Origin of the sequence: Microbacterium sp. MEJ108Y (assembly GCF_000834175.1) — a bacterium.
Lineage (GTDB): Bacteria > Actinomycetota > Actinomycetes > Actinomycetales > Microbacteriaceae > Microbacterium > Microbacterium forte.
Window position 1 is genome coordinate 58,572 of the sequence record NZ_JXQX01000010.1, and the last position, 19,676, is coordinate 78,247.

The following is a 19,676-nucleotide window of genomic DNA, read 5'->3' on the forward strand; positions in this document are numbered from 1 at the left end:
CGCGCATGGGGCGGGGCTGAGTGTGCACCCAGCCTAGGGGAAGGTAACGTGGTGTTCGTGCACGTACTCAGCGTCAGCTCTCTCAAGGGAGGCGTCGGCAAGACGACAGTGACCCTCGGCCTGGCCTCAGCGGCCTTCGCCCGTGGTGTCCGAACGCTCGTCGTCGACCTCGACCCTCAGTCCGATGTGTCCACCGGAATGGACATCCAGGTGGCCGGTCGGCTCAACATCGCCGATGTCCTGGCCAACCCGAAGGAGAAGGTCGTCCGTCAGGCGATCACCTCCAGCGGCTGGGCGAAGGTGCACCCCGGAACCATCGACGTGCTGATCGGCAGCCCGTCAGCGATCAACTTCGACGGACCGCACCCGAGCGTGCGTGACGTGTGGAAGCTCGAAGAGGCGCTGGCCTCCGTCGAAGCCGACTACGACCTGGTCCTCGTCGACTGCGCCCCGTCGCTGAACGCCCTCACCCGCACGGCCTGGGCGGCGAGCGACCGCGTGATGGTCGTCACCGAGCCCGGCCTCTTCTCCGTCGCCGCGGCCGATCGCGCGCTGCGCGCGATCGAGGAGATCCGTCGGGGCCTCTCCCCTCGTCTCCAGCCGCTGGGCATCGTCGTCAACCGCGTGCGGCCCCAGTCGATCGAGCACCAGTTCCGCATCAAGGAACTGCGCGACATGTTCGGCCCCCTCGTGCTCTCCCCGCAGCTTCCGGAGCGCACGTCGCTGCAGCAGGCCCAGGGCGCGGCCAAGCCGCTGCACATCTGGCCCGGCGACTCGGCTCAGGAACTCGCTGCCGACTTCGACCAGCTGCTCGATCGGATCATCCGCACCGGGCGCATCCAGGTCGCGGATTCCGGCCCGCAGGCCTGATCCACCGCAGACAGCAGAACGGCCATCCTCTCGCGAGGGTGGCCGTTTCTTCGTGTGGGGCGCGGCTCGGAGCCGCGGATGCTCAGGCGGAGCGCTTGGTGCGACGCGCCGACAGCTCGTCGACCGGGTCGGGTGATGTCGCGTCGAATTCGACGAGGGTCGACTCGACCTCGCGAAGCACCTTGCCCACGGCGATGCCGAACACGCCCTGACCGCGGCTGACCAGGTCGATGACCTCGTCGTTCGACGTGCAGAGGTAGACGGACGCGCCGTCGCTCATGAGGGTCGTGCCCGCGAGATCGCGGATGCCCGCGCGGCGGAGCTCGTCGACCGCGGTACGGATCTGCTGCAGGGAGATACCGGTGTCGAGCAGGCTCTTCACCAGCTTGAGCACGAGGATGTCGCGGAAGCCGTAGAGGCGCTGCGAGCCTGACCCGCTGGCGCCTCGCACCGTGGGCTCTACGAGCTCGGTGCGTGCCCAATAGTCCAGCTGACGGTAGGTGATACCTGCTGCACGCGCCGCCACCGCACCGCGGTAGCCGACCTCGTCGTCCATGGCCGGCAGGCCGTCGGTGAAGAGGAGTTCCGGCACGAACCGCGGGTCGCCTGCACGCTCATCCGCATTCATTTGAAATCCTCCCTGGAGCTGTTACCTCCACGCTAGAGCAGCCCTCCGGCACCGGCAATGACATCCGTGGGACACCGAAGGTGTGTCGCAATCAGTTCGTTACGAAAGCAACCTGGTGAGCGCGTCCTTGACGAAGAGCGAGCGCACTTCGTCGATCTTCGCGGCGAGGTTGGGCGCCATGTCGCTCGCCTTCGCCCGCGATGCGGCGTCCGTGCGACGGAGCAGAGACGACATGGCGGACTCGATCAGCGCGACCTCGCGCTCGGCGCCCTGACGCAGCGACCGCAGGTGGCGCGGCTCGATGCCATGGCGGTCGAGCGCGACCAGACCGCGCAGCAGCGTGACGGTCGACTCGGGGTAGCTCTCCTGCGCCACGATGACACCGGTGCTGATCGCATCGTTGAGGAGCTGCGGGCCGGCACCGGCTGCCGACAGGAGCTCGCTGCGGCGGTAGCGACGAGGCGTCGGCGTGATCGACGGCGGCGGAGCGAGGGCGGCTGAATCGCCGTTCGCCTCAGCGTCGTCGAGCTGCTCTCGGATGATGCTGAGAGGGAGGTAGTGGTCACGCTGCAGCGTGAGGCCGAGGCGCAGTCGCTCTATATCGGCCTGCGAGAACTTGCGGTAGCCCGACTCCGTGCGCGACGGGCTGACGATCCCCTGCACCTCCAGGAAGCGGAGCTTGCTGGAGGTGAGCTCCGGAAACTCTGGTGTGAGCCGAGCAAGCACCTGACCGATGCTCAGAAGGCCCGCGGACGCAGAGCGTTCGCGGGCGGGAGAAGCCGCCATCAGTCGATCGCCGCGACGCGATCGACGGGAGAGGCGAAGAAGTTCAATCGGAACTTGCCGACACGAAGCTCGGTGCCGTCGACCAGAGCGCTGCGATCGACACGCTCGCCGTTGACGTAGGTTCCGTTGAGCGAGCGCTGGTCGATGATCTCGAACGTCGAGCCGTTGCGAGTCACCTCTGCATGGCGGCGCGAGACGGTCACGTCATCGAAGAAGATGTCGGCTTCGGGGTGGCGACCGATGGTCGTCACATCGGTGTCGAGCAGGTAGCGGGCCCCCGCGAGAGCTCCGGAGCGCACCAGAAGCAGTGCGGAACCGGAGGGAAGCGCTGCGATGGCGCCCTGCTCCACGTCGGTGAGCTCCACGCCGAAAGGCACGAAGGAGAGGTCCGAGTCGTGCCCGAACGTCTGCGTCACGTCGTGCCTCTGCTCGCCGGGACGGTGGATCGCAGCGTCTCCGCCCGATCGATTCTGGCTGTCTGTCACTATGCCCTCCTAGTCCTCCAGACTAACTGATCCGATGCCGCTCGCGGGAGCTCGCTTCACACTCAGGCATCGCATACGGACACTTCATAGGCTGAGGATGTGAAAACCACAGCCCGCCGCCTCCCTGCAGCTCCGGTCGCACTCGCCGCCGCCCTTCTGACCGCGTTCCTCGTGCTGTTCGCGCCTCTCTCCGCCTCGGCCCACGACAGTCTGCTCGCGTCATCCCCCGAGGCCGACAGCACGGTCGACACGCTCCCCGCCGAGTTGACGCTCACCTTCAGCGCGAAGCTCATCGACGAGACCGGCGCGACCGAGGTGGTCGTGACGGACCCCTCCGGCAACTCGGTCACCGAGGGCGATGCCACCGTCGAGGGTGCGATCGTGACGCAGCAGCTCGCCACGGAGGCCCCTGCGGGGGTCTATAGCGTGACCTGGAAGGTCGTCTCGAGCGACGGCCACCCGACCTCCAATAAGTTCGACTTCGCGGTCGCGAACAGCACCGAGACCGCCCCGACCGCCCAGCCGAGCGCCGAGCCCACGGAGACGGCTACGGCCGCTCCCGCTCCGGTCGCGACCGCGGGCCCCGGCACCGGCACCGACCTCACTCCCGCCCCCGAGAGCGACGACTCATCCGCCCCCACGACGCTGATCTGGGTGCTCGCGATCGTCGGAGTGCTCGTGATCCTCGGCATCGTCGTCTGGCTCGTGGTCCGCGGGCGCCGCGACCCGGCTTCGACCGATTCCGACCTTCCCTCGGAGCGATAGGCTTAAGGCATGCCACATTACGATGTCGTCATCCTCGGTGCAGGTCCTGGCGGATACGTCGCTGCGGTTCGCAGCGCTCAGCTCGGTCTGTCCACCGCCATCATCGAAGAGAAGTACTGGGGTGGTGTCTGCCTCAACGTGGGCTGCATCCCCTCCAAGGCTCTCCTGAAGAACGCGGAGCTCGCGCACACGCTCAACCACAAGGCCGACTTCTTCGGCATCTCGGGTGAGTTCACGATCGACTACGGCAAGGCGTTCGACCGCAGCCGTGTCGTCGCCGACGGCCGCGTCAAGGGCATCCACTTCCTGATGAAGAAGAACAAGGTGACCGAGTACGACGGTCGCGGCACCTTCACCGGCCCGAAGGCGATCTCGGTCGCCAAGGCCGACGGCTCGACCGAAGAGGTCACCTTCGACAACGCGATCATCGCGACCGGCTCGAAGGTTCGTCTGCTCCCGGGCGTCCAGCTCAGCGACAACGTCGTGACCTACGAGGAGCAGATCCTCAGCCGCGAGCTCCCGAAGTCGATCGTCATCGTCGGAGCCGGCGCCATCGGCATGGAATTCGCGTACGTGATGACCAACTACGGCGTCAAGGTCACGATCATCGAGTTCCTCGACCGCGCGCTTCCCAACGAGGACGCCGATGTGTCGAAAGAGATCGCGAAGCAGTACAAGAACTACGGCGTCGACATCCTCACCTCCACCAAGGTCGAGTCCGTCGTCGACAACGGCTCGTCCGTCACCGTGTCGTACACCGGCAAGGACGGCCAGCAGAGCTCGATCGAAGCCGACAAGGTGCTCATGTCGGTCGGCTTCGCCCCCAACATCGAGGGCTTCGGTCTCGAGGCCACCGGCGTCAAGCTCACCGAGCGCGGCGCGATCGACATCGACGACCACATGCGCACGAATGTCGAGGGCATCTACGCGATCGGCGACGTCACCGCCAAGCTGCAGCTCGCCCACGTGGCCGAGGCACAGGGTGTCGTCGCGGCCGAGACCATCGGCGGCGCGGAGACCCAGACGCTCGGCGACTACCGCATGATGCCCCGCGCGACGTTCTGCTCGCCGCAGGTCGCCTCGTTCGGCCTCACCGAGCAGCAGGCCAAGGACGAAGGGCGCGAGATCAAGGTCGCGACGTTCCCGTTCATGGCGAACGGCAAGGCGCACGGACTCGGCGAGCCCGTCGGCTTCGTGAAGCTCATCGCCGACGCCGAGCACCTCGAGCTCATCGGCGCCCACATGATCGGCCCCGACGTCTCCGAGCTCCTGCCCGAGCTGACGCTGGCCCAGAAGTGGGACCTCACGGCTCTCGAGCTGGCCCGCAATGTGCACACCCACCCGACGCTGTCGGAGGCGCTGCAGGAGGGCTTCCACGGCCTCGCGGGTCACATGATCAACTTCTGATCCGAAGATCAGATCGTCGAAGGCCCGGCACGCTCACGCGTGTCGGGCCTTCGTGCGTCTATGACGCCGCTTCGGCCTTCCAGCTCAACTCCAGCCGTGAGGGGAGGCCGAAGCGCACAGCCCACCCTGAGGGCACGAGAGAGGCGAGCTCTCTCCGCGCGTACGAGCGGCGGATGCTGATAAGGCCGTCCTCCCGGATGAACGAGCCGCGGAAGAGCGTTCCCGAGAGGACCCAGGTCGCGGCGTCGTACAGGGCATAGGCGAATCGGGTGCGGGCGATGTCCCGGTGCACCACGACGCCACCGCCGCCGCCGACGAGCGCCTCGGAGTCGCGCAGCAGGCCGTCGAGCTCTGTCGCGGTGAGGTGGTGCAGCACGTGATTCGAGAAGACCACGTCGTACTGCTCTCCCTCCGCCACGAGGTCTGCGGCGAAGGCGCAGCGATATCGGATGCCGGCTCCGTGGTCGTTATCGGCAGCCCAGCGAATCGCCCGCTCGTCGGCGTCGAGTGCCGTGATCTCGGCTTCGAGACCTGCTCGCCGCAACCGCGCCGCGATCATCCGGCACACGTCTCCGCCGCCCGCGCCGATGTCCAGGATGCGGATGGGACCGCGGCGGGCGCGCGGCCGGATCTCGCGACGATAGAGCAGCCCCGGCCGTGAGACGAGCGCGTTCACGAGCCGGAAGCGTCTGTAGGTCTGTTCCAGCATCCCGATGTCCGCATCCGGATCGTCCATGAGCTCGCGCACCTCGGTGGCGCGCATCGAGAGGTCGTGTCTCACGAGACGCCGGTGGTGACCGTCATCAATGCGCTCTCGGCCGTCAGCCCCGGTCCGAAGGCCATCGCCGCGACCCGCGACCCGTCGGCGGCGCCGTCATCGAGGATCCGCTTGATCACGAAGAGCACCGTCGCACTCGACATGTTGCCGTTCTCGCGCAGCGTCTCCCGAGCCGGGTGCAGCTGCGCGTCGCTCAGCTGCAGTCGCTCCTGCACGCGGTCGAGGATGCTGCGTCCGCCGGGGTGGATCGCCCAGTGCTCCACGCGCTCCCCCACCCTCCCCTCGTCGAACGCGGCCGCGAGCTCGCCCTCGCGGGCGTAGAGCGGACGGATGGCGCCGATGATGGTCTCGCCGATGATCTGCGGCACCTTGGTCGACAGGATCATCTCGAAGCCGTGGTCGCCGATCGTCCAGGCCATGTCCTTCTCGCCCTCGGCGGCGATGGCCGTGTGGAAGCCGTCGAGGCGGACGGCAGGAACCGGTGTCGGGAGATCGCGCGCTGTGACGATGCCGGCGGCCGCGCCGTCCGCGAAGAGGGAGTTGGCCACGATGAGATCCGGGTCCTCCGACGAGCGAAGGTGCACGGTGCACAGCTCGACGCTGACCACGAGCACCACGGCATCGGGATCGGCCGCGCAGAACTGGCTCGCCGCTCGGAGCGCAGGCAGCGAGGCGTAGCAGCCCATGAATCCGAGGTGATAGCGCTGCACGCTGTCTGAGAGACCCAGCCCCCGCACGATCTCGTACTCCGGGCCCGGCGCATGGAAGCCCGTGCACGATGCGGTGATGACGTGCGTGACGTCGGCGGCGACGATGTCGGGGTCTGCGTCCAGCGCGCTGCGAGCCACCTCGACGAAGAGACGAGACGCCTCGCGTATGTAGACGTCGTTGCGTGCGGCCGTTCCCGGAGACTGCAGAAGGCCGGACTCCCGATCGAAGAAGAGCGTCGCGTCGGTGCTCGCCGTGGAGGAGAGCTCTTCGATGACCGTGTGACGGGTGTCGATGCCCGATCCGTTGAAGGATGCTCCGATGATCCTCTGCGCGAGGCGCCCGACGTCGGGCTGCGAGGCGAAGATGTCGCGCACCTCGTGCTGCTCGATGACGGTGTCTGGAACGATCGTCCGCAGCGAGCGGAGTACGGCGGAGCGGGTCATGTCTGCCACTCAAGCATGGCCCCGCTCACACGCGGAAGGGGCTTGCGCCGTGAGTCAGAAACCCAGAGCACGGGCGAGCTTGGAGCCGGATGACGCATCGCGACCCCCGACGGCGAAGATCACCCTCTCGACGGCCTCGAACAGGGCCGCTCTCCCCGCCGGGTCGGCGGGCGCAGCGGGGCCGAGCTCGAATTCCCACTCGCGCCATTCACGCTGCACGTCGTGTCGGAGGTCGGTCGCGCGAACGTGATCGTCGACGAACTCGGCGACCACTCCGGCGGTTCCGGTGAGCAGATAGGCCGTTCGGGTGTTCTCGATCCGGGCGAGGGGCGTCAGCGGGCCCGTCGCCCATCGAGAGATGGTCTCGGTCACCGCCTCGGGGATCCTGTCGTCGTCACCCAGCGGCCAGCCGATCTCCAGACGGCCGTCGCCCTCACGCGGTCCCTTGATATGCCAACCGGCATCGGGTCCGCCGGTGCGACGACGAAGAGCCACCCCTGAGCGGGAGAGTCCGGCATCCGCAGTGTCGAAGTAGCGTGCGTCGAGTTCGCGCACCTCGCCCGACGACACGGCATCCACTCCCGGAACCCCCACCCACTCCGGAAGAGGGGTGGCGTCGTCGACGTCGTACTTGCGCTCGACCTCGACGACCCTGGAGGGTTCGAGGCCGGACTGCGGAGCGGTGTGGTGCTCAGTCATCCGACGGGCTGATGTCCTCGAGGGATTCGTCGTACCAGTAGTCGATCTCGGTGGGACCGTCGGTGTCGCCGGTGTTCTGCGCGTCACCGCGCCGGTTGTACACCACCTGGGTCTCGCTGTAGGGGACGATCAGCTTGTCGTCCGCATCGCCGAGAGGAATGATCTGCCCGTCGAGCGGGCCGCCGTGAAGTCGTGCAAGTGCCATGTGCTCACCCTAGCGCCGACACGCTGCAAGACGCCTCACTGCACGAGGATGCCGAGGATCGCGCCGAGGATCATCCACGGCCCGAAGGCGATGCGCGTCGAGCCGTCCGCCCTGCGGAGCATCATCAGCGACACGGAGAACAGAGCACCGAGGACGAAGGCGGATGCTGCTCCCACGGCGAGCGCCTGCCAGCTGTGCCAACCGAGGATCAGGCCGATGACGGCGGCGAGCTTGACGTCTCCTCCGCCCATTCCCTCACGGCTGAGCAGACGGAGCGCCGCATAGAAGCCGCCGAGGATCAGCATGCCGAATGCCGCTCTGACCATCGCCGCGCTCTCACCGGAGGTGATGGCGTCGGCGACCCCGAGGAGGATGAGCGCCGCGAGGGTGGGGAGCACGATCCGGTTCGGCAGTCGATGTGTGCGGATGTCGATGGTGACGAGTATGCAGGCGACCACGAACAGCATCAGATGGACCGTCACGACGGCCACGGTGCGGAGATCCATGCCGGAAGGCTAGGAGAAGGCGGATGCCGGCGAGGTCGGCGTGTGGATAACCTCCCCGTCGATGTCGGAGGTTCGAACTATCGTCATCTACTCCAGTTGCTTTATTAGTACATATCTTCGAGGATGGATTCATGGGGATCGGGCTCGATGCGGTGACCGCGCTCTCTCCGGCTGGCGACTCCCGCGCCGGAGAGGTTCTTCGGCTGCGCCGGGAGATCAGCCGCATGCAGCGCAGACGCAGCGAGCATCCGCTGCTCCCCCTCGAACCCGCCTTCTCCTCCCTGCTCCCTGAAGAAGGACTGCAGACGGGGACGACATACACCGTCTCCCCCTCGCCCAGTCTCGTCCTCGCGCTGCTCGCGGCGGCGTCGCGCAAGGGCCACTGGTGTGCGGTGGTGGGCATGCCCACGCTGGGCGTGGAAGCCGCAGCGGCGTTCGGAATCGAGCTGCCTCGACTGATCCTCGTCCCCGAGCCCGGAGACCGCTGGCTCGCCGTGACCTCTGCGCTCGCCGAGGTGGTTCCGCTGATCGCCGTGCAGCCGGGAGGCAGAGCACGCGATGCCGATGTGTCACGACTGAGCGCACGCCTGCGAGACCGCGGGAGCACCCTGCTCATCACCGAGTCGACAGCGTCCGGCGCCTGGCCGCAGAGCGAGGGCTCCATCCGACTGCACGACCAGCACTGGCTCGGTGTCGGTGAGGGGTGGGGGCTGATCGAAGGTTCCACGGCGACGGTGTCAGCCCGGACGCGGCACAGTCCGCTGTCGTCGAGCGTGCGCGTACGCCTTCCCGGCGCCCACGGCGCGGTCGAAGAGCTGCCCGCCGAGCACACCGCCGTCGAGACCATGGCCGAGATGACGACGCTGCCCGGCTTGCGCGGTCACGAGGCCACTCCGCTCGAATACCCGCGTCTGGCGGTGGCCGGATGACCGCTGCTCCGCTGCGGGTCCTCGTCCTGTGGCTTCCCGATTGGCCGTTGCGCGCCGCCCTGGGCGGGCCACCGCCTCATCCGCCGACGGCGCTGGTGCATGCGAACACCGTCGTCGCATGCACCGCTTCGGCGAGGGAGCACGGTGTGCGCGCCGGCCAGCGCCGCCGCGTCGCGCAGGGGCACATCTCTTCGCTGCGCGTGCTGCCGCACGACACCGACCGCGACGAGAGGGCCTTCCTTCCGGTGCTGCAGCTCATCGAGAAGCACGCCCCCGGCGCCGCGCTGCTGCGTCCAGGACTCGCGGCGGTGCGGGCACGGGGCATCTCCCGCTACCACGACGGCGAGGCCGAAGCAGGGCGGGCCCTCATCGATGTCCTCACCGAGGCGGGCTTCCCCGAGGTGCGCGTCGGCATCGCCGACGGCCCGTTCACGGCAGAGCTCGCCGCCAGAGGAAGCGCCCCGTGCACCGTCGTTCCTGCAGGTCTCGCGAAGGACTTCCTCGCCCCGCTCCCCGTGGGTGTGCTGCGAGACGAACAGCTCACCGGTCTGCTCATCCGGCTCGGCGTGCGCACGCTCGGCGACTTCGCCGCCCTCGATGAGATCGAGGTGCGCGATCGCTTCGGCGAGCGCGGCGCCCGCCTGCACTCCCTCGCCGCCGGTGCCGATTCCCGCGCCGTGGTGGCACGACCGCCCGACCCCGAACTCGTGCGCTCCGTCGAGTTCGAACCGCCGCTCGCCGGAGCCGATCAGGTGGCCTTCGCGGTGCGGCAGACGGCCGATGCGGTCATGCTCGCTCTCGGAGAAGCCTCGGTGGTGTGCACAGAGATCCGCATCGACCTGATCGACGACGACGGCAAGGTGTTCTCCCGTCCCTGGCTGCATCCGACCTGCTTCGATGCCGCTGACCTCGTCGACCGGGTGCGCTGGCAGCTCGAGGCGCTGGGGGCGGAGTCAGCGAAAGAGCCGATCGATGAGGCTCGCGCGTTCGGCGGGATCGCCCTGGTGCGGATCGCCCCCGTGGCGGTCGATGATGCCGCCCATCACCAGCCCGGACTCTTCGGGTCCGGCACGGATGAGCGCCTGCACCACGCCATCTCCCGCGTGCAGACGATGCTCGGCCACGAGGGCGTCGTCACCGCCGCTCTCTCCGGCGGACGCTGGCTCGCCGATCGACAGGTGCTCACTCCGTGGGGAGAACGCCCCGTCGCCCCCAGAGACCCCGGGCACCCCTGGCCGGGAAGCCTTCCCGATCCTCTTCCCGCCGAGGTGTTCCGTCCCCCTCGTCCCATCGGAGTGCTCGCACCCGACGGTGAGACCGTCCTCGTCGACGACCGGGGTTCGCTCTCGGCGGCACCCGCTCGCATCGACGGCGACGATGTGCAGGCCTGGGCTGGCCCGTGGCCGATCCATGAACGCCGATGGGAGGCCTCCGGCGGCAAGAAGGGGCATCGCCTGCAGATCATCGATGACCATGATCGGGCCTGGCTCGTCTTCTGCACGGGAGATCGCTGGTGGGCCGAGGGGAGGTACCGCTGATGGGCTGGCACAACCCTCCCCTGTCCTGGAACGAACTGGAGCGCACTCTCAGCGGCGAGGAATCGCCCTATCCGACCGGAGGCATGCCACCCGGCCGTCGCCCCGACCCGGGCCCCGTCAGCACCAAGCGCAAGCGAAATCCCCCGACCTCCGTGCACCGACCTGAGGATGCGGTCCCCTATGCCGAGCTGCACGCGCATTCGTCGTACTCGTTCCTCGACGGCGCCTCCTCACCGGAAGACCTGCTCGCCGAGGCCGAGCGTCTGGGGCTCACCGCGCTGGCACTCACCGACCACGACGGTTTCTACGGAGCGGCCCGCTTCGCCGAGGTCGCAGAGCTGATGGATGTGAGCGTCCAGACGGTCTACGGTGCCGAGCTCTCGCTCGGTCTCGACGCCCCGCAGCGGGGTACCCCCGATCCGGTCGGCGACCATCTTCTGGTGCTCGCCGACGGCCTGGAGGGCTATCACCGTCTCTCCGGCGCCATGACGGCTGCTCACTTGCGCGGCGGAGAGAAGGGCCGCCCCGTGTACGACCTCGATGAGCTGGCGGCCACCGCCGACGGGCACTGGACGATCCTCACCGGATGCCGCAAGGGCGGCGTCCGCCGTGGGCTCGAAGCCGGAGACGCGCAGACGCCGCTGCGCCGTCTGGTCGATCTGTTCGGCCAGGATCACGTCGCCGTCGAGCTCTTCGACCACGGCGACCCGCAGGACACACGTCGCAACGACGCTCTCGCCGATCTCGCCCGGCGGATGCGGTTGCCTGTGGTGGCGACGAACAACGTGCACTACGCCGCCCCCGAACGCGCATCACTCGCCGAGGCGGTCGCCGCTGTGCGTGCCGTGCGCAGCATGGACGAGCTCGACGGCTGGCTTCCGACCCACGGAGGAGCACATCTGCGCAGCGGTGCGGAGATGTCCGCGCGCTTCCGGCGCCACCCCGGCGCGATCTCCTACGGGCTCGAGCTCGCCGCCGCGTCGGCCTTCTCCCTCCGCCGAGCACGACCGGCCCTGCCGAAGCAGGAAGTGCCAGACGGTCATACCCCCATGAGCTGGCTGCGTCACCTGGTATGGGAGGCCGTGCCGACGAAGTACCCGCACCTCGATGACGACGGTCGCCGCAGGATCGGGCGCGAGCTCGACGTGATCGAGGAGAAGGACTTCCCCGGCTACTTCCTCATCGTGCACGGCATCGTCGCAGAGGCACGCCGTCGCGGCATCCTGTGTCAGGGACGTGGTTCTGCCGCGGCGAGCGCCGTCTGCTATCTCCTCGGCATCACCGCCGTCGACCCGATCCTCTACCGACTGCCCTTCGAGCGGTTCCTTGCGACGACCCGTCAGGAAGAACCGGACATCGATGTGGATTTCGACTCCGATCGCCGGGAGGAGATCATCCAGTGGGTGTACCGCGAGTACGGAAGAGAGCGTGCGGCACAGGTGGCGAACGTCATCCAGTACCGTCCGAAGAACGCCGTGCGCGACATGGCGAGGGCTCTGGGATTCTCCCCGGGGCAGCAGGACGCCTGGTCCAGGCAGGTCGACGGGTGGAGCGCCGGGCTCGAGGTCGCAGACGAGCACGACATTCCCGCGAATGTGCTCGACTACGCGGGTGAGCTCCTGAAGGCTCCCCGACACCTCGGCATCCACTCCGGTGGCATGGTGCTCACTGCACGCCCCGTCGGCGAGGTCGTCCCCGTCGAGCATGCTCGCATGGAGAACCGCACCGTGATCCAGTGGGACAAAGACGATGCCGCCTGGATGGGGTTGGTGAAGTTCGACCTCCTCGGACTGGGGATGCTGGCAGCGCTCCAGCACTGCTTCGATCTCATCGACGACGCCACGGGTGAGCGGTGGACGCTCGAGACGCTTCCGAAAGAAGAGCCGGCCGTCTACGACATGCTCTGCCGCGCTGATTCGATCGGGGTGTTCCAGGTCGAATCCCGCGCACAGATCGGCCTGCTCCCCCGCCTGCAGCCGCGCGCCTTCTACGACCTCGCCATCCAGATCGCGCTCATCCGCCCCGGGCCCATCCAGGGCGGCGCCGTGCATCCGTTCGTCCGCCGCAAGATGGCCAAGGATGCGCTCGACGAAGAGAACCGCGCCAGAGCCGCTCGCGGAGAAGAGCCTGTGGTGCTCGACATCCCGTATCCGCATGATGACCTCAAGCCGATCCTCGAGCGGACGCTGGGCATCCCGATCTTCCAGGAGCAGCTGATCCAGATGGCGACGGCCATCGGCGACTGCACCGCCGACGAGGCCGATCTGCTCAGACGCGCGATGGGATCCAAGCGCGGGCTCGAGAAGATCGAGAAGGTGCGCGACAAGCTCTACGCGGGAATGACCCGGCGCGGACTCTCCGCCGAGCAGTCGGATCGCATCTACGCGCAGATCCAGGCGTTCTCGAACTTCGGATTCGCAGAGTCGCATTCGTTGTCCTTCGCACTCCTCGTCTATGCGAGCTCCTGGCTCAAGCTGCACTATCCTGCGGCGTTCCTCGCCGGACTGCTCCGGTCGCAGCCGATGGGCTTCTACTCCGCCTCGACGCTCACCGCAGACGCGCGTCGGCATGGCGTGGAGGTGCGTCGACCCGATCTGCACGCCTCAGGCGTCACCGAGACTCTCGAGCCCCTCGAGGGCGCACCGCTGCGGATGCCGACGGGGCTGGACGCCTGCGGCGATCCTCTGCAGCCTCGAGTGCCACGCTTCGACCGGTCGAAGCCCGACGAGTCGGCGGCGCACCGCCGGGATGGCGCCTATGCGGTGCGCATGGGGCTCAGCGGTGTGCGCGGCATCGGCACACCGCTGGCAGAGAGGATCGTCGCCGAGCGCGAGGCCGCCGGTCCGTTCCGCGATCTGAACGATCTGGTGAGGCGCACCGATGCCACCGCCGCGCAGCTCGAGTCCCTGGCGACCGCCGGCGCGTTCGAGTGCCTCGGGCTGCAGCGCAGAGAGGCGATCTGGCTGTCGGGGGCAGCCGCTGAGGATCGTTCGCGATTCCTTCCCGGCACGACGATCGCCGTGCAGCCCCCGCTGTTCAGCGATCAGTCCAGCTATGAACGGCTCTCCGCAGATCTCTGGGCGACAGGTGTCTCGACCGACGACCATCCGATGGCGCACTTCCGCGGACTTCTGCGCGAGCGAGGCGTGCTCACCTCTGCCGACCTCCAGAGCCATGAGACGGGCAGACGCATCGAGGTCGCCGGCCTCGTGACCCACCGTCAGCGCCCGGCGACCGCAGCGGGTGTCACGTTCCTCAATCTCGAAGACGAGACCGGCCTCGTCAACGTCATCTGCTCGACCGGGGTGTGGGGTCGGTACCACCGGGTGGCGCGGGATTCTCCTGCTCTGATCATCCGCGGCATTCTCGAGCGCTCAGCAGAGGGCGTCGTGAACGTTCTCGCCGACGCATTCGAAGACCTCCGCACCGGAGTGACGCATCGATCGAGGGACTTCCGCTGAACGGTTCACCAGAAGCGTTCGGGCTCCGGCTCAGGCACGCGGTCGCCACCGCCCCAGCGGTCCGCTTCGGCCTTCGCGGCGTCGACCGCCGCATCCGCGCCGTGCAGGGCGGCCGTAGCGCTCGTCGCTCCCGATCCGCTCCCCTCGGCATCGACGGTGAGAGTCGTCAGCGACGAGTGGCCGCCGATCGTCACCGTGCAGTCGATGACACGACCCAGCCACCGGAGGAGCTCGCCCCGGGGCTCTTCGACGCGGCGATATCGGATGCCGGTGTCGAGGTCGCTGACAGACAGGACCACGGACTCACCGGTCAGCTCGTCGATGCGCTCCGTCACCTCGACTCGGTGCCCGTGGGCGACGGCGAGGTGCGCGTTCAGCACGAGCTTTCTGTCCATGAAACCACTCTATGAGTGGACGTTCTCACGGCAAGCCCCAGTCCTGGAAGAAACATTCGTAGATTTCTTTGTCCCCCAAATGGCGGACACGACGATTAAGCGATATTCTGCTGCAAGTAGCGGGGGCTACCGGCTGAACATCTGGGGATATATCAGTCGAGAGAGCAGCGAAAATCTTCGCCGCCTCCCCTACCGTCCGGGACGGACGGTGAGCCCTCTCGAGTGATCCAAATGGGGTTGGATGACTCGAGGGGGCAACCACTCCGAACTCACCTGTCCAGGCGAGACTCACCTGTCGAGGCGAGCCCGAAGCGAGTCGACCAACAGTCCGACACCGAGCTCGAACGTCCGATCCGCTCGCGCGGTGCCGCGCTCCGCACCCTCGAGCACGCGACCGAGTGTGCGAGTTGCCTCCCCCGGCTCCCAGACCTCGTCCGGCGATGCCAGGTCGAGGCCGAAGCCGATCGCGAAGGCATCGATGATCGCGATCACCGTGAGCACCTCGTCTTCGGGAAAGCCGCCGTCGACGAGAACGGTCGCCAGGTCGTCATACGCGGTGATGACCGCCGGATGAGTGATGGTCTTTCCGATGAGGAGCGGCACGAGCTGCGGGTGATCGGCATACATCTGGCGTTGCTGTCGCAGAAGCTCGACGAGGAAGTCGTCCCACGCGCTCTCCCCCGGCCTGACCCGGTAGTCCTCGACCAACCGGCCGCGCATCAGCTCGATGATGCCGTCCATGCCGTCCACGTGGTTGTAGAGCGAAGACGGCCTGACTCCGAGCCTGCGGGCGATCGCGTTCACCCCGAACGGCTCTCCGGCTCTCGACAGCTCGAGGCCTGCCGCCCCGATGATCTCGGGTGAGAGCAATGGGCTCGAGGGTCGGGGCATCGCACGCTCACTCTCTGTCGGCGGGCCCGTCGAGAAATCTCTTCCCTCCGGCATCCCTCCTGTGCATAATAGTGAACACCATTCGTTGACGAACACCATTCGTTTTGGAATCCGCGCCCCACCCGACGCGCATCGGCAGGACTTTCGCGCACATCGCCGTGCCCTCTCAGTGGGAGAACCATGACCGCCATCGACCTCAGCACCCGGGTTCCGCTCCGGCTGCCGACCGCCACAGCCACCTTCGCGATCGGAATCGCGGGCTATCTGGGCGTCAACCTGTCGCCCTACATGATCACCGCGGCACAGACGGGCCTCGACATCGACGTGCTCGCCGCGAGCTGGCTCGTCACCGCGACCCTGCTGCTCACCGCGGTCACGGGACTCGCGATCGCCCCGCTCTGCGCCGGCGGTCACAGGCGCATGGTGGCCCGCACCGGACTCGCCATCGCGGCCCTGGGTTTCACCACCGCAGCGCTGGTGCCTGCGCTCATCCTTCCCGCTCTGCTGGTCGGCGGGGCGGGAGCCGGCGGTGCCGTCGCCGCATCCGGAGCCGCGCTCGCCGCCTTCCGGAATCCCGACAGGGTCGCGGGCTTCAACGGTCTCGCGAACCGTGGCGTCATCACGATCGTGCTGGCGGTGATCCCTCTCATCGGGCTCGCGCCGATCGATGTCTTCGGCGCTCTCGCGCTGTTCAGCATCCTGGGGCTGCTCGTCTCGGCGTGGTTGCCTGCGGCCCCCGTGATCGATCCTCAGGCCGGGGCCGCTGTCGCCGAGGCGATGCCGATCGACGTGCCGCCCACAGGCGCGGTGCGCCTCTCTCCCGCACGCTCGCGAACCGTCACGATCGCCGGATTCAGCCTTCTCGTCGTGTTCGCGCTGTGGGCGGTGAGCGAGGACTCGCTCTGGGCCATGGCCGGCATCATGGGCGCGGAGCAGACGGGTCTGACACCCGAGGGGCTGGGCCTCGCGCTCAGCGGCGCGACGGCGGGCGGTCTCATCGGGTCTGTGCTGCTGATGATCGTCGGATCCCGGCTGGGCCGAGCAGTGCCCCTCGCCGTGCTGCTGCTGGCCGGAGGAGTGCTGAAGATCGTCGAGGGGTTCACCTCTGATCCGACCGCGTTCATCGTGGTGTTCATCGCCTGGAACACCGTCTACGCGATCGCCTTCATGTACTTCGTGTCGACCTCGGCGGCTCTCGATGCCGACGGCCGCTGGTCTGGACCCCTGCTCGCGGTCTACCTCGTCGGATCGGCACTGACCCCCGTGATCGGCGCTGCGCTCGTCGGCATGCTCGGGTTCCAAGGTTTCGCCGGGGCGCTGGGCATCGCGAGCTTCGTGCTCGCCGTGCCCGCAAGCGCCATCGCCCTGCTCTCGACACGCCTCGAGCGCGCAGCCACCACCGAGGAGACACTCTGATGCCCGCCACGCTCTATCGCAATGCGCGTTTCTTCACCGCCGACGACGCCGCCTGGGCCGAAGCCGTCGTCGTAGACGGCGCGGACTTCGCCTTCGTCGGAGCCGAGGCCGACGCACCGCCGACCGATGATGTGGTCGATCTCGGCGGAGGGGTCGTTCTTCCCGGATTCACCGACGCCCACACTCATCTGCTGATGATGGGCGAGGCGCTGGGCCAGATCGGGCTCACCGATGCCGGGTCTCTCGACGAGATCCAGCGCAGAGTGCAAGAGGCGCGTGAGACCTCCACCGGTGCGGTGCGTGGGCGCGGATGGCTCTTCGACGCGATCCCGGGCGGATCGCCGACGGCAGCGATGATCGACGCCGTCGTCGCCGACATCCCCGTCTATCTCGATGCCAATGATTACCACTCCTGCTGGGTCAACTCGGCGGCGCTCGAGGAGCTCGGGATCACCCGCGAGACGCCCGACCCGATCGGCGGCCGTATCGAGAGGGATGCCGACGGCGAACCGACCGGGATGCTCTACGAGACGGCCGCGCAGCAGCACGCGTGGGCGCACCGGGATGCCACGACCACCGACGAGCAGCGGGATGCAGCGGTGCAGCGCGTCGTGGAGGCGTATCTCGCGGCGGGTGTGACCGGCGCTGTCGACATGGCGTTCGACGGGCTCGCCCTCGAGGCGCTCGAACGGGCGGAGGGGCGCGACGCGCTGCCGTTGCGGATAGCCGCGCACTGGTTCGTCGCGAACACCGGCGATGACGCCCTGAACCTGGCTCAGGTCGCCGAGGCGGCCGAGCGTGCCGAGACCGCCTCGAGCGCTGTCCGGGTGATCGGCATCAAGCTCGTGCTCGACGGCACGATCGACGCGTGCACCGCCGCGATGCGCGCACCGTATGCGGATGGCTCCAACGCGGCGCCGATCTGGCCGACCGAACGCCTGTTCCCCGTCGTCGCGGCTGCGGATGCCGCGGGACTCCAGGTCGCACTGCATGCGATCGGCGATGAGGCGAGCACGCTCGCGCTGGACGCGATCGAGCACGCGATCACGATCAACGGCGATCGTCCTCGTCGGCATCGCATCGAGCATCTCGAGTACGCAGCACCCGGCACGGCCGAGCGGATGGCGCGCCTGGGTGTGACGGCGTCCATGCAGCCGGTGCACGCTGATCCGGAGATCTTCGCGAACTGGGCGGCTCAGCTCGGCGACGAGCGAGCCGAGCGGGCCTTCGCTTGGCCGGAGTATGAGGATGCCGGTGCGCTGCTCGCCTTCTCGACGGACGCTCCCACCGCGCCGCACGCGGCACTCGCGAACATGTACGTGGCCACGACACGGGCATCGGCGCTGGACCCCGATACGCCCGCGGTGCACCCGCAGTTCGCCCTTCCCCTCGGGCGCGCGATCGCTCATGCGACGCGAGACGCGGCGGAGTCGATCGGCGACGGGGCCTGGCGTGGCCGCATCGCGGTGGGCCAGGCGGCGGACTTCGTCGTGCTCGACGTCGATCCGTTCTCGGAGGGCAGCCGTTCGCTGCTCACGGCCCGCGTCCTGCGCACGGTGATCGGTGGACGCACCGCATACGAGGCCTGAGGCGCCCCAGCACGGCTTCCGCTCACTGTCCCCTTGAGCGATATACCGGTCTATTCGTATAATTCTGGTGAACTCTGGCGGGCAGAGGGCGCCCGTCGATCAGGCGGTGATGTCATCGCCCGTTCGCGGAGCGCTCCCCCTGTCAGCCGATGGCGAATACGACTGATTGGAGTGTTGAGATGTCCGCGATGCCCGATCCGAGGTTCGAGCTCCGCAGGGTGACTGAGACCGAGTGGCTGATCGTCGACCACAAGTACGAGCCGCACGACGCACGCCAGACCGTCGCCTGCATCTACCAGGTGGATGCCGTCGAGGTCGACGTGCTCTGGTTGCGCAACCTTCCCCTGGCGAGCTCGTATATGTCGGCCGACGAGGTGCTCAGCGATCTGCAGCGGTTCCACAACCCACCGAGCCGGTCCACGGCGCCGATCACGATCCCGCACCTTCCTCCGCTTGCGGCCACGCCCAGTTGACACCCCTTGCGGAGCGGTACCCCGGCCAGGCGACCGCCGCGCCGTAGGCTGGCCTCATGCTCATCGCTCTGATCCGTCCCGTCGAGTCCAGCACCGCTGACGTCATCGGAACGACACTCGCCGAGGTGCTCGTCGAGCTCGAACAGCACCGCAGGCCGGGTTTCGAGCTGGCCTCGGCGCCGGTGCGGATGCTGAAGGGCGTGGCCAAGATGGAGGCGACCGGCACGTTCACCCGCGTCGACGGCGTGCAGGAGATCGAGGCTGACGACATGGCATCGCTCGAGGCGAAGGTGCCAGAAGGATGGCGGATGCTGACCGTGCGCAACGCCTAGGTCGAGAGACCAGCGGACAGCGAAGAAGACCCCCACCGGCTCAGCGCCGGGTGGGGGTCTTCGCTCTTCAGGGCGTGGCCGATTCAGCCGCCCGACGGGTTCTCGAGAGGCGCGCCGTCTTCGTCGGTGGTCTCGTCTTCGAGGATCTCGTCCGTGCTCTTGGACGTGCTCTGGGACGTCGAGTCATCGGGCGCACCACCCGAGGCGGTGTCGGGCTCCTCGTGGGCGTCGGTGGTTCCGTGCGTGTTCTGCAGATCGCTCATTGCATCTCCTCTGTCGATGAGCCGACGGTATGCCGTTCATCCGATGCTGGAGAGGGGGTTGACGAGTCGACATCGCACGGTAGTGCGTTCCTGGCTGCTGGGCCGG

At 67.9% G+C, this 19,676-nt stretch carries 21 protein-coding genes; 10 read left to right on the forward strand and 11 right to left on the reverse strand.

Annotation, left to right across the window (positions count from 1 at the left end; translation table 11 throughout):
• Positions 1 to 57 precede the first annotated feature (57 nt).
• Positions 58 to 870, forward strand: coding sequence for a ParA family protein (locus tag RU09_RS05880; protein WP_042538598.1), 813 nt, complete (start codon positions 58 to 60; stop codon positions 868 to 870).
• 82 nt (positions 871 to 952) lie between these two features.
• Here the strand turns inward: RU09_RS05880 and RU09_RS05885 are convergent, their stop codons facing one another.
• From RU09_RS05885 to RU09_RS05895, 3 genes are all read right to left on the reverse strand, one after another.
• Positions 953 to 1,498, reverse strand: a complete 546-nt coding sequence (locus RU09_RS05885; RefSeq protein ID WP_042538471.1) for a MerR family transcriptional regulator — start codon at positions 1,496 to 1,498, stop codon at positions 953 to 955.
• Positions 1,499 to 1,597: 99 nt separating this feature from the next.
• The gene (ftsR, locus tag RU09_RS05890; RefSeq protein ID WP_042538473.1) at positions 1,598 to 2,284 is read right to left on the reverse strand and encodes a transcriptional regulator FtsR; all 687 of its coding nucleotides are present in this window, start codon (positions 2,282 to 2,284) and stop codon (positions 1,598 to 1,600) included.
• The gene (locus tag RU09_RS05895) at positions 2,284 to 2,769 is read right to left on the reverse strand and encodes an FHA domain-containing protein (protein WP_153302217.1); all 486 of its coding nucleotides are present in this window, start codon (positions 2,767 to 2,769) and stop codon (positions 2,284 to 2,286) included. Before RU09_RS05895 ends, ftsR begins: the two co-directional genes overlap by 1 nt.
• Positions 2,770 to 2,868: 99 nt before the next feature.
• Between RU09_RS05895 and RU09_RS05900 the strand changes: the two genes are divergently transcribed.
• Both RU09_RS05900 and lpdA read left to right on the forward strand, forming a co-directional pair.
• A complete protein-coding gene (locus RU09_RS05900) occupies positions 2,869 to 3,534 on the forward strand; it encodes a copper resistance CopC family protein (protein ID WP_042538475.1) in 666 nt (221 codons plus the stop codon).
• A gap of 9 nt (positions 3,535 to 3,543) precedes the next feature.
• Positions 3,544 to 4,941 carry a dihydrolipoyl dehydrogenase gene (lpdA, locus tag RU09_RS05905; RefSeq protein WP_042538477.1) on the forward strand — a complete coding sequence of 466 codons (1,398 nt, stop codon included), beginning with the start codon at positions 3,544 to 3,546 and terminating at the stop codon, positions 4,939 to 4,941.
• Positions 4,942 to 4,999: 58 nt separating this feature from the next.
• Here lpdA and RU09_RS05910 read toward each other — a convergent pair whose 3' ends face one another.
• The 5 genes from RU09_RS05910 to RU09_RS05930 are packed head-to-tail and all read right to left on the reverse strand — an operon-like array spanning position 5,000 to position 8,283.
• Positions 5,000 to 5,722, reverse strand: a complete 723-nt coding sequence (locus RU09_RS05910) for a methyltransferase domain-containing protein (protein WP_052492878.1) — start codon at positions 5,720 to 5,722, stop codon at positions 5,000 to 5,002.
• Positions 5,719 to 6,873 carry a type III polyketide synthase gene (locus RU09_RS05915; protein WP_042538479.1) on the reverse strand — a complete coding sequence of 385 codons (1,155 nt, stop codon included), beginning with the start codon at positions 6,871 to 6,873 and terminating at the stop codon, positions 5,719 to 5,721. Before RU09_RS05915 ends, RU09_RS05910 begins: the two co-directional genes overlap by 4 nt.
• Before the next feature lie 54 nt (positions 6,874 to 6,927).
• Positions 6,928 to 7,572: a CYTH domain-containing protein gene (locus RU09_RS05920; protein WP_042538481.1), complete on the reverse strand. Its 645-nt coding sequence runs from the start codon at positions 7,570 to 7,572 to the stop codon at positions 6,928 to 6,930.
• Entirely contained in the window at positions 7,565 to 7,777 is a 213-nt protein-coding gene (locus tag RU09_RS05925) for a hypothetical protein (RefSeq protein WP_042538484.1), read from the reverse strand. Before RU09_RS05925 ends, RU09_RS05920 begins: the two co-directional genes overlap by 8 nt.
• Before the next feature lie 35 nt (positions 7,778 to 7,812).
• Entirely contained in the window at positions 7,813 to 8,283 is a 471-nt protein-coding gene (locus RU09_RS05930) for a prepilin peptidase (protein WP_042538485.1), read from the reverse strand.
• Positions 8,284 to 8,414: 131 nt separating this feature from the next.
• On the opposite strand from RU09_RS05930, the gene RU09_RS05935 reads away from it, so the two are divergent.
• From RU09_RS05935 to RU09_RS05945, 3 genes are read left to right on the forward strand one after another with little or no spacing between them, the layout of a single operon-like run.
• Entirely contained in the window at positions 8,415 to 9,212 is a 798-nt protein-coding gene (locus RU09_RS05935) for a hypothetical protein (protein WP_042538487.1), read from the forward strand.
• Positions 9,209 to 10,750, forward strand: a complete 1,542-nt coding sequence (locus RU09_RS05940; protein ID WP_042538489.1) for a DNA polymerase Y family protein — start codon at positions 9,209 to 9,211, stop codon at positions 10,748 to 10,750. The genes RU09_RS05935 and RU09_RS05940 overlap by 4 nt, the downstream gene beginning before the upstream one ends.
• Positions 10,750 to 14,211 (forward strand): error-prone DNA polymerase, encoded by a 3,462-nt coding sequence (locus tag RU09_RS05945; protein ID WP_042538491.1) that lies wholly within the window; start codon positions 10,750 to 10,752, stop codon positions 14,209 to 14,211. The genes RU09_RS05940 and RU09_RS05945 overlap by 1 nt, the downstream gene beginning before the upstream one ends.
• 5 nt (positions 14,212 to 14,216) lie before the next feature.
• Here RU09_RS05945 and RU09_RS05950 read toward each other — a convergent pair whose 3' ends face one another.
• Both RU09_RS05950 and RU09_RS05955 read right to left on the reverse strand, forming a co-directional pair.
• A complete protein-coding gene (locus tag RU09_RS05950) occupies positions 14,217 to 14,606 on the reverse strand; it encodes a hypothetical protein (RefSeq protein WP_042538494.1) in 390 nt (129 codons plus the stop codon).
• A 288-nt stretch (positions 14,607 to 14,894) separates the two neighbouring features.
• A complete protein-coding gene (locus RU09_RS05955) occupies positions 14,895 to 15,497 on the reverse strand; it encodes a TetR/AcrR family transcriptional regulator C-terminal domain-containing protein (RefSeq protein ID WP_042538604.1) in 603 nt (200 codons plus the stop codon).
• A gap of 180 nt (positions 15,498 to 15,677) precedes the next feature.
• On the opposite strand from RU09_RS05955, the gene RU09_RS05960 reads away from it, so the two are divergent.
• The 4 genes from RU09_RS05960 to RU09_RS05975 all read left to right on the forward strand — a co-directional run bounded on the left by RU09_RS05960 (position 15,678) and on the right by RU09_RS05975 (position 19,307).
• Complete coding sequence (locus RU09_RS05960) at positions 15,678 to 16,913, forward strand: hypothetical protein (protein WP_042538496.1); 1,236 nt, start codon at positions 15,678 to 15,680, stop codon at positions 16,911 to 16,913.
• A complete protein-coding gene (locus RU09_RS05965) occupies positions 16,913 to 18,502 on the forward strand; it encodes an amidohydrolase (protein WP_042538498.1) in 1,590 nt (529 codons plus the stop codon). The genes RU09_RS05960 and RU09_RS05965 overlap by 1 nt, the downstream gene beginning before the upstream one ends.
• 188 nt (positions 18,503 to 18,690) lie before the next feature.
• Entirely contained in the window at positions 18,691 to 18,975 is a 285-nt protein-coding gene (locus RU09_RS05970; protein WP_231567476.1) for a hypothetical protein, read from the forward strand.
• A 56-nt stretch (positions 18,976 to 19,031) separates the two neighbouring features.
• Positions 19,032 to 19,307 (forward strand): hypothetical protein, encoded by a 276-nt coding sequence (locus RU09_RS05975; RefSeq protein WP_042538502.1) that lies wholly within the window; start codon positions 19,032 to 19,034, stop codon positions 19,305 to 19,307.
• Between the two features lie 83 nt (positions 19,308 to 19,390).
• On the opposite strand, the gene RU09_RS05980 is transcribed toward RU09_RS05975, so the two are convergent.
• A complete protein-coding gene (locus RU09_RS05980; protein ID WP_042538505.1) occupies positions 19,391 to 19,570 on the reverse strand; it encodes a hypothetical protein in 180 nt (59 codons plus the stop codon).
• Between the last annotated feature and the right edge of the window lie 106 nt (positions 19,571 to 19,676).

What these genes read in the sequence shown, in the direction of transcription:
- RU09_RS05885 (WP_042538471.1), bottom strand. Translation starts at nt 1,498, where the DNA reads ATGAATGCGGATGAGCGTGCAGGCGACCCGCGGTTCGTGCCGGAACTC.
- RU09_RS05930 (WP_042538485.1), bottom strand. Translation starts at nt 8,283, where the DNA reads ATGGATCTCCGCACCGTGGCCGTCGTGACGGTCCATCTGATGCTGTTC.
- RU09_RS05955 (WP_042538604.1), bottom strand. Translation starts at nt 15,497, where the DNA reads ATGCCCCGACCCTCGAGCCCATTGCTCTCACCCGAGATCATCGGGGCG.
- RU09_RS05980 (WP_042538505.1), bottom strand. Translation starts at nt 19,570, where the DNA reads ATGAGCGATCTGCAGAACACGCACGGAACCACCGACGCCCACGAGGAG.
- RU09_RS05915 (WP_042538479.1), bottom strand. Translation starts at nt 6,873, where the DNA reads ATGACCCGCTCCGCCGTACTCCGCTCGCTGCGGACGATCGTTCCAGAC.
- lpdA (WP_042538477.1), top strand. Translation starts at nt 3,544, where the DNA reads ATGCCACATTACGATGTCGTCATCCTCGGTGCAGGTCCTGGCGGATAC.
- RU09_RS05970 (WP_231567476.1), top strand. Translation starts at nt 18,691, where the DNA reads ATGCCCGATCCGAGGTTCGAGCTCCGCAGGGTGACTGAGACCGAGTGG.
- RU09_RS05960 (WP_042538496.1), top strand. Translation starts at nt 15,678, where the DNA reads ATGACCGCCATCGACCTCAGCACCCGGGTTCCGCTCCGGCTGCCGACC.
- RU09_RS05945 (WP_042538491.1), top strand. Translation starts at nt 10,750, where the DNA reads ATGGGCTGGCACAACCCTCCCCTGTCCTGGAACGAACTGGAGCGCACT.
- RU09_RS05925 (WP_042538484.1), bottom strand. Translation starts at nt 7,777, where the DNA reads ATGGCACTTGCACGACTTCACGGCGGCCCGCTCGACGGGCAGATCATT.
- RU09_RS05920 (WP_042538481.1), bottom strand. Translation starts at nt 7,572, where the DNA reads ATGACTGAGCACCACACCGCTCCGCAGTCCGGCCTCGAACCCTCCAGG.
- RU09_RS05940 (WP_042538489.1), top strand. Translation starts at nt 9,209, where the DNA reads ATGACCGCTGCTCCGCTGCGGGTCCTCGTCCTGTGGCTTCCCGATTGG.
- RU09_RS05965 (WP_042538498.1), top strand. Translation starts at nt 16,913, where the DNA reads ATGCCCGCCACGCTCTATCGCAATGCGCGTTTCTTCACCGCCGACGAC.
- RU09_RS05935 (WP_042538487.1), top strand. Translation starts at nt 8,415, where the DNA reads ATGGGGATCGGGCTCGATGCGGTGACCGCGCTCTCTCCGGCTGGCGAC.
- ftsR (WP_042538473.1), bottom strand. Translation starts at nt 2,284, where the DNA reads ATGGCGGCTTCTCCCGCCCGCGAACGCTCTGCGTCCGCGGGCCTTCTG.
- RU09_RS05975 (WP_042538502.1), top strand. Translation starts at nt 19,032, where the DNA reads ATGCTCATCGCTCTGATCCGTCCCGTCGAGTCCAGCACCGCTGACGTC.
- RU09_RS05950 (WP_042538494.1), bottom strand. Translation starts at nt 14,606, where the DNA reads ATGGACAGAAAGCTCGTGCTGAACGCGCACCTCGCCGTCGCCCACGGG.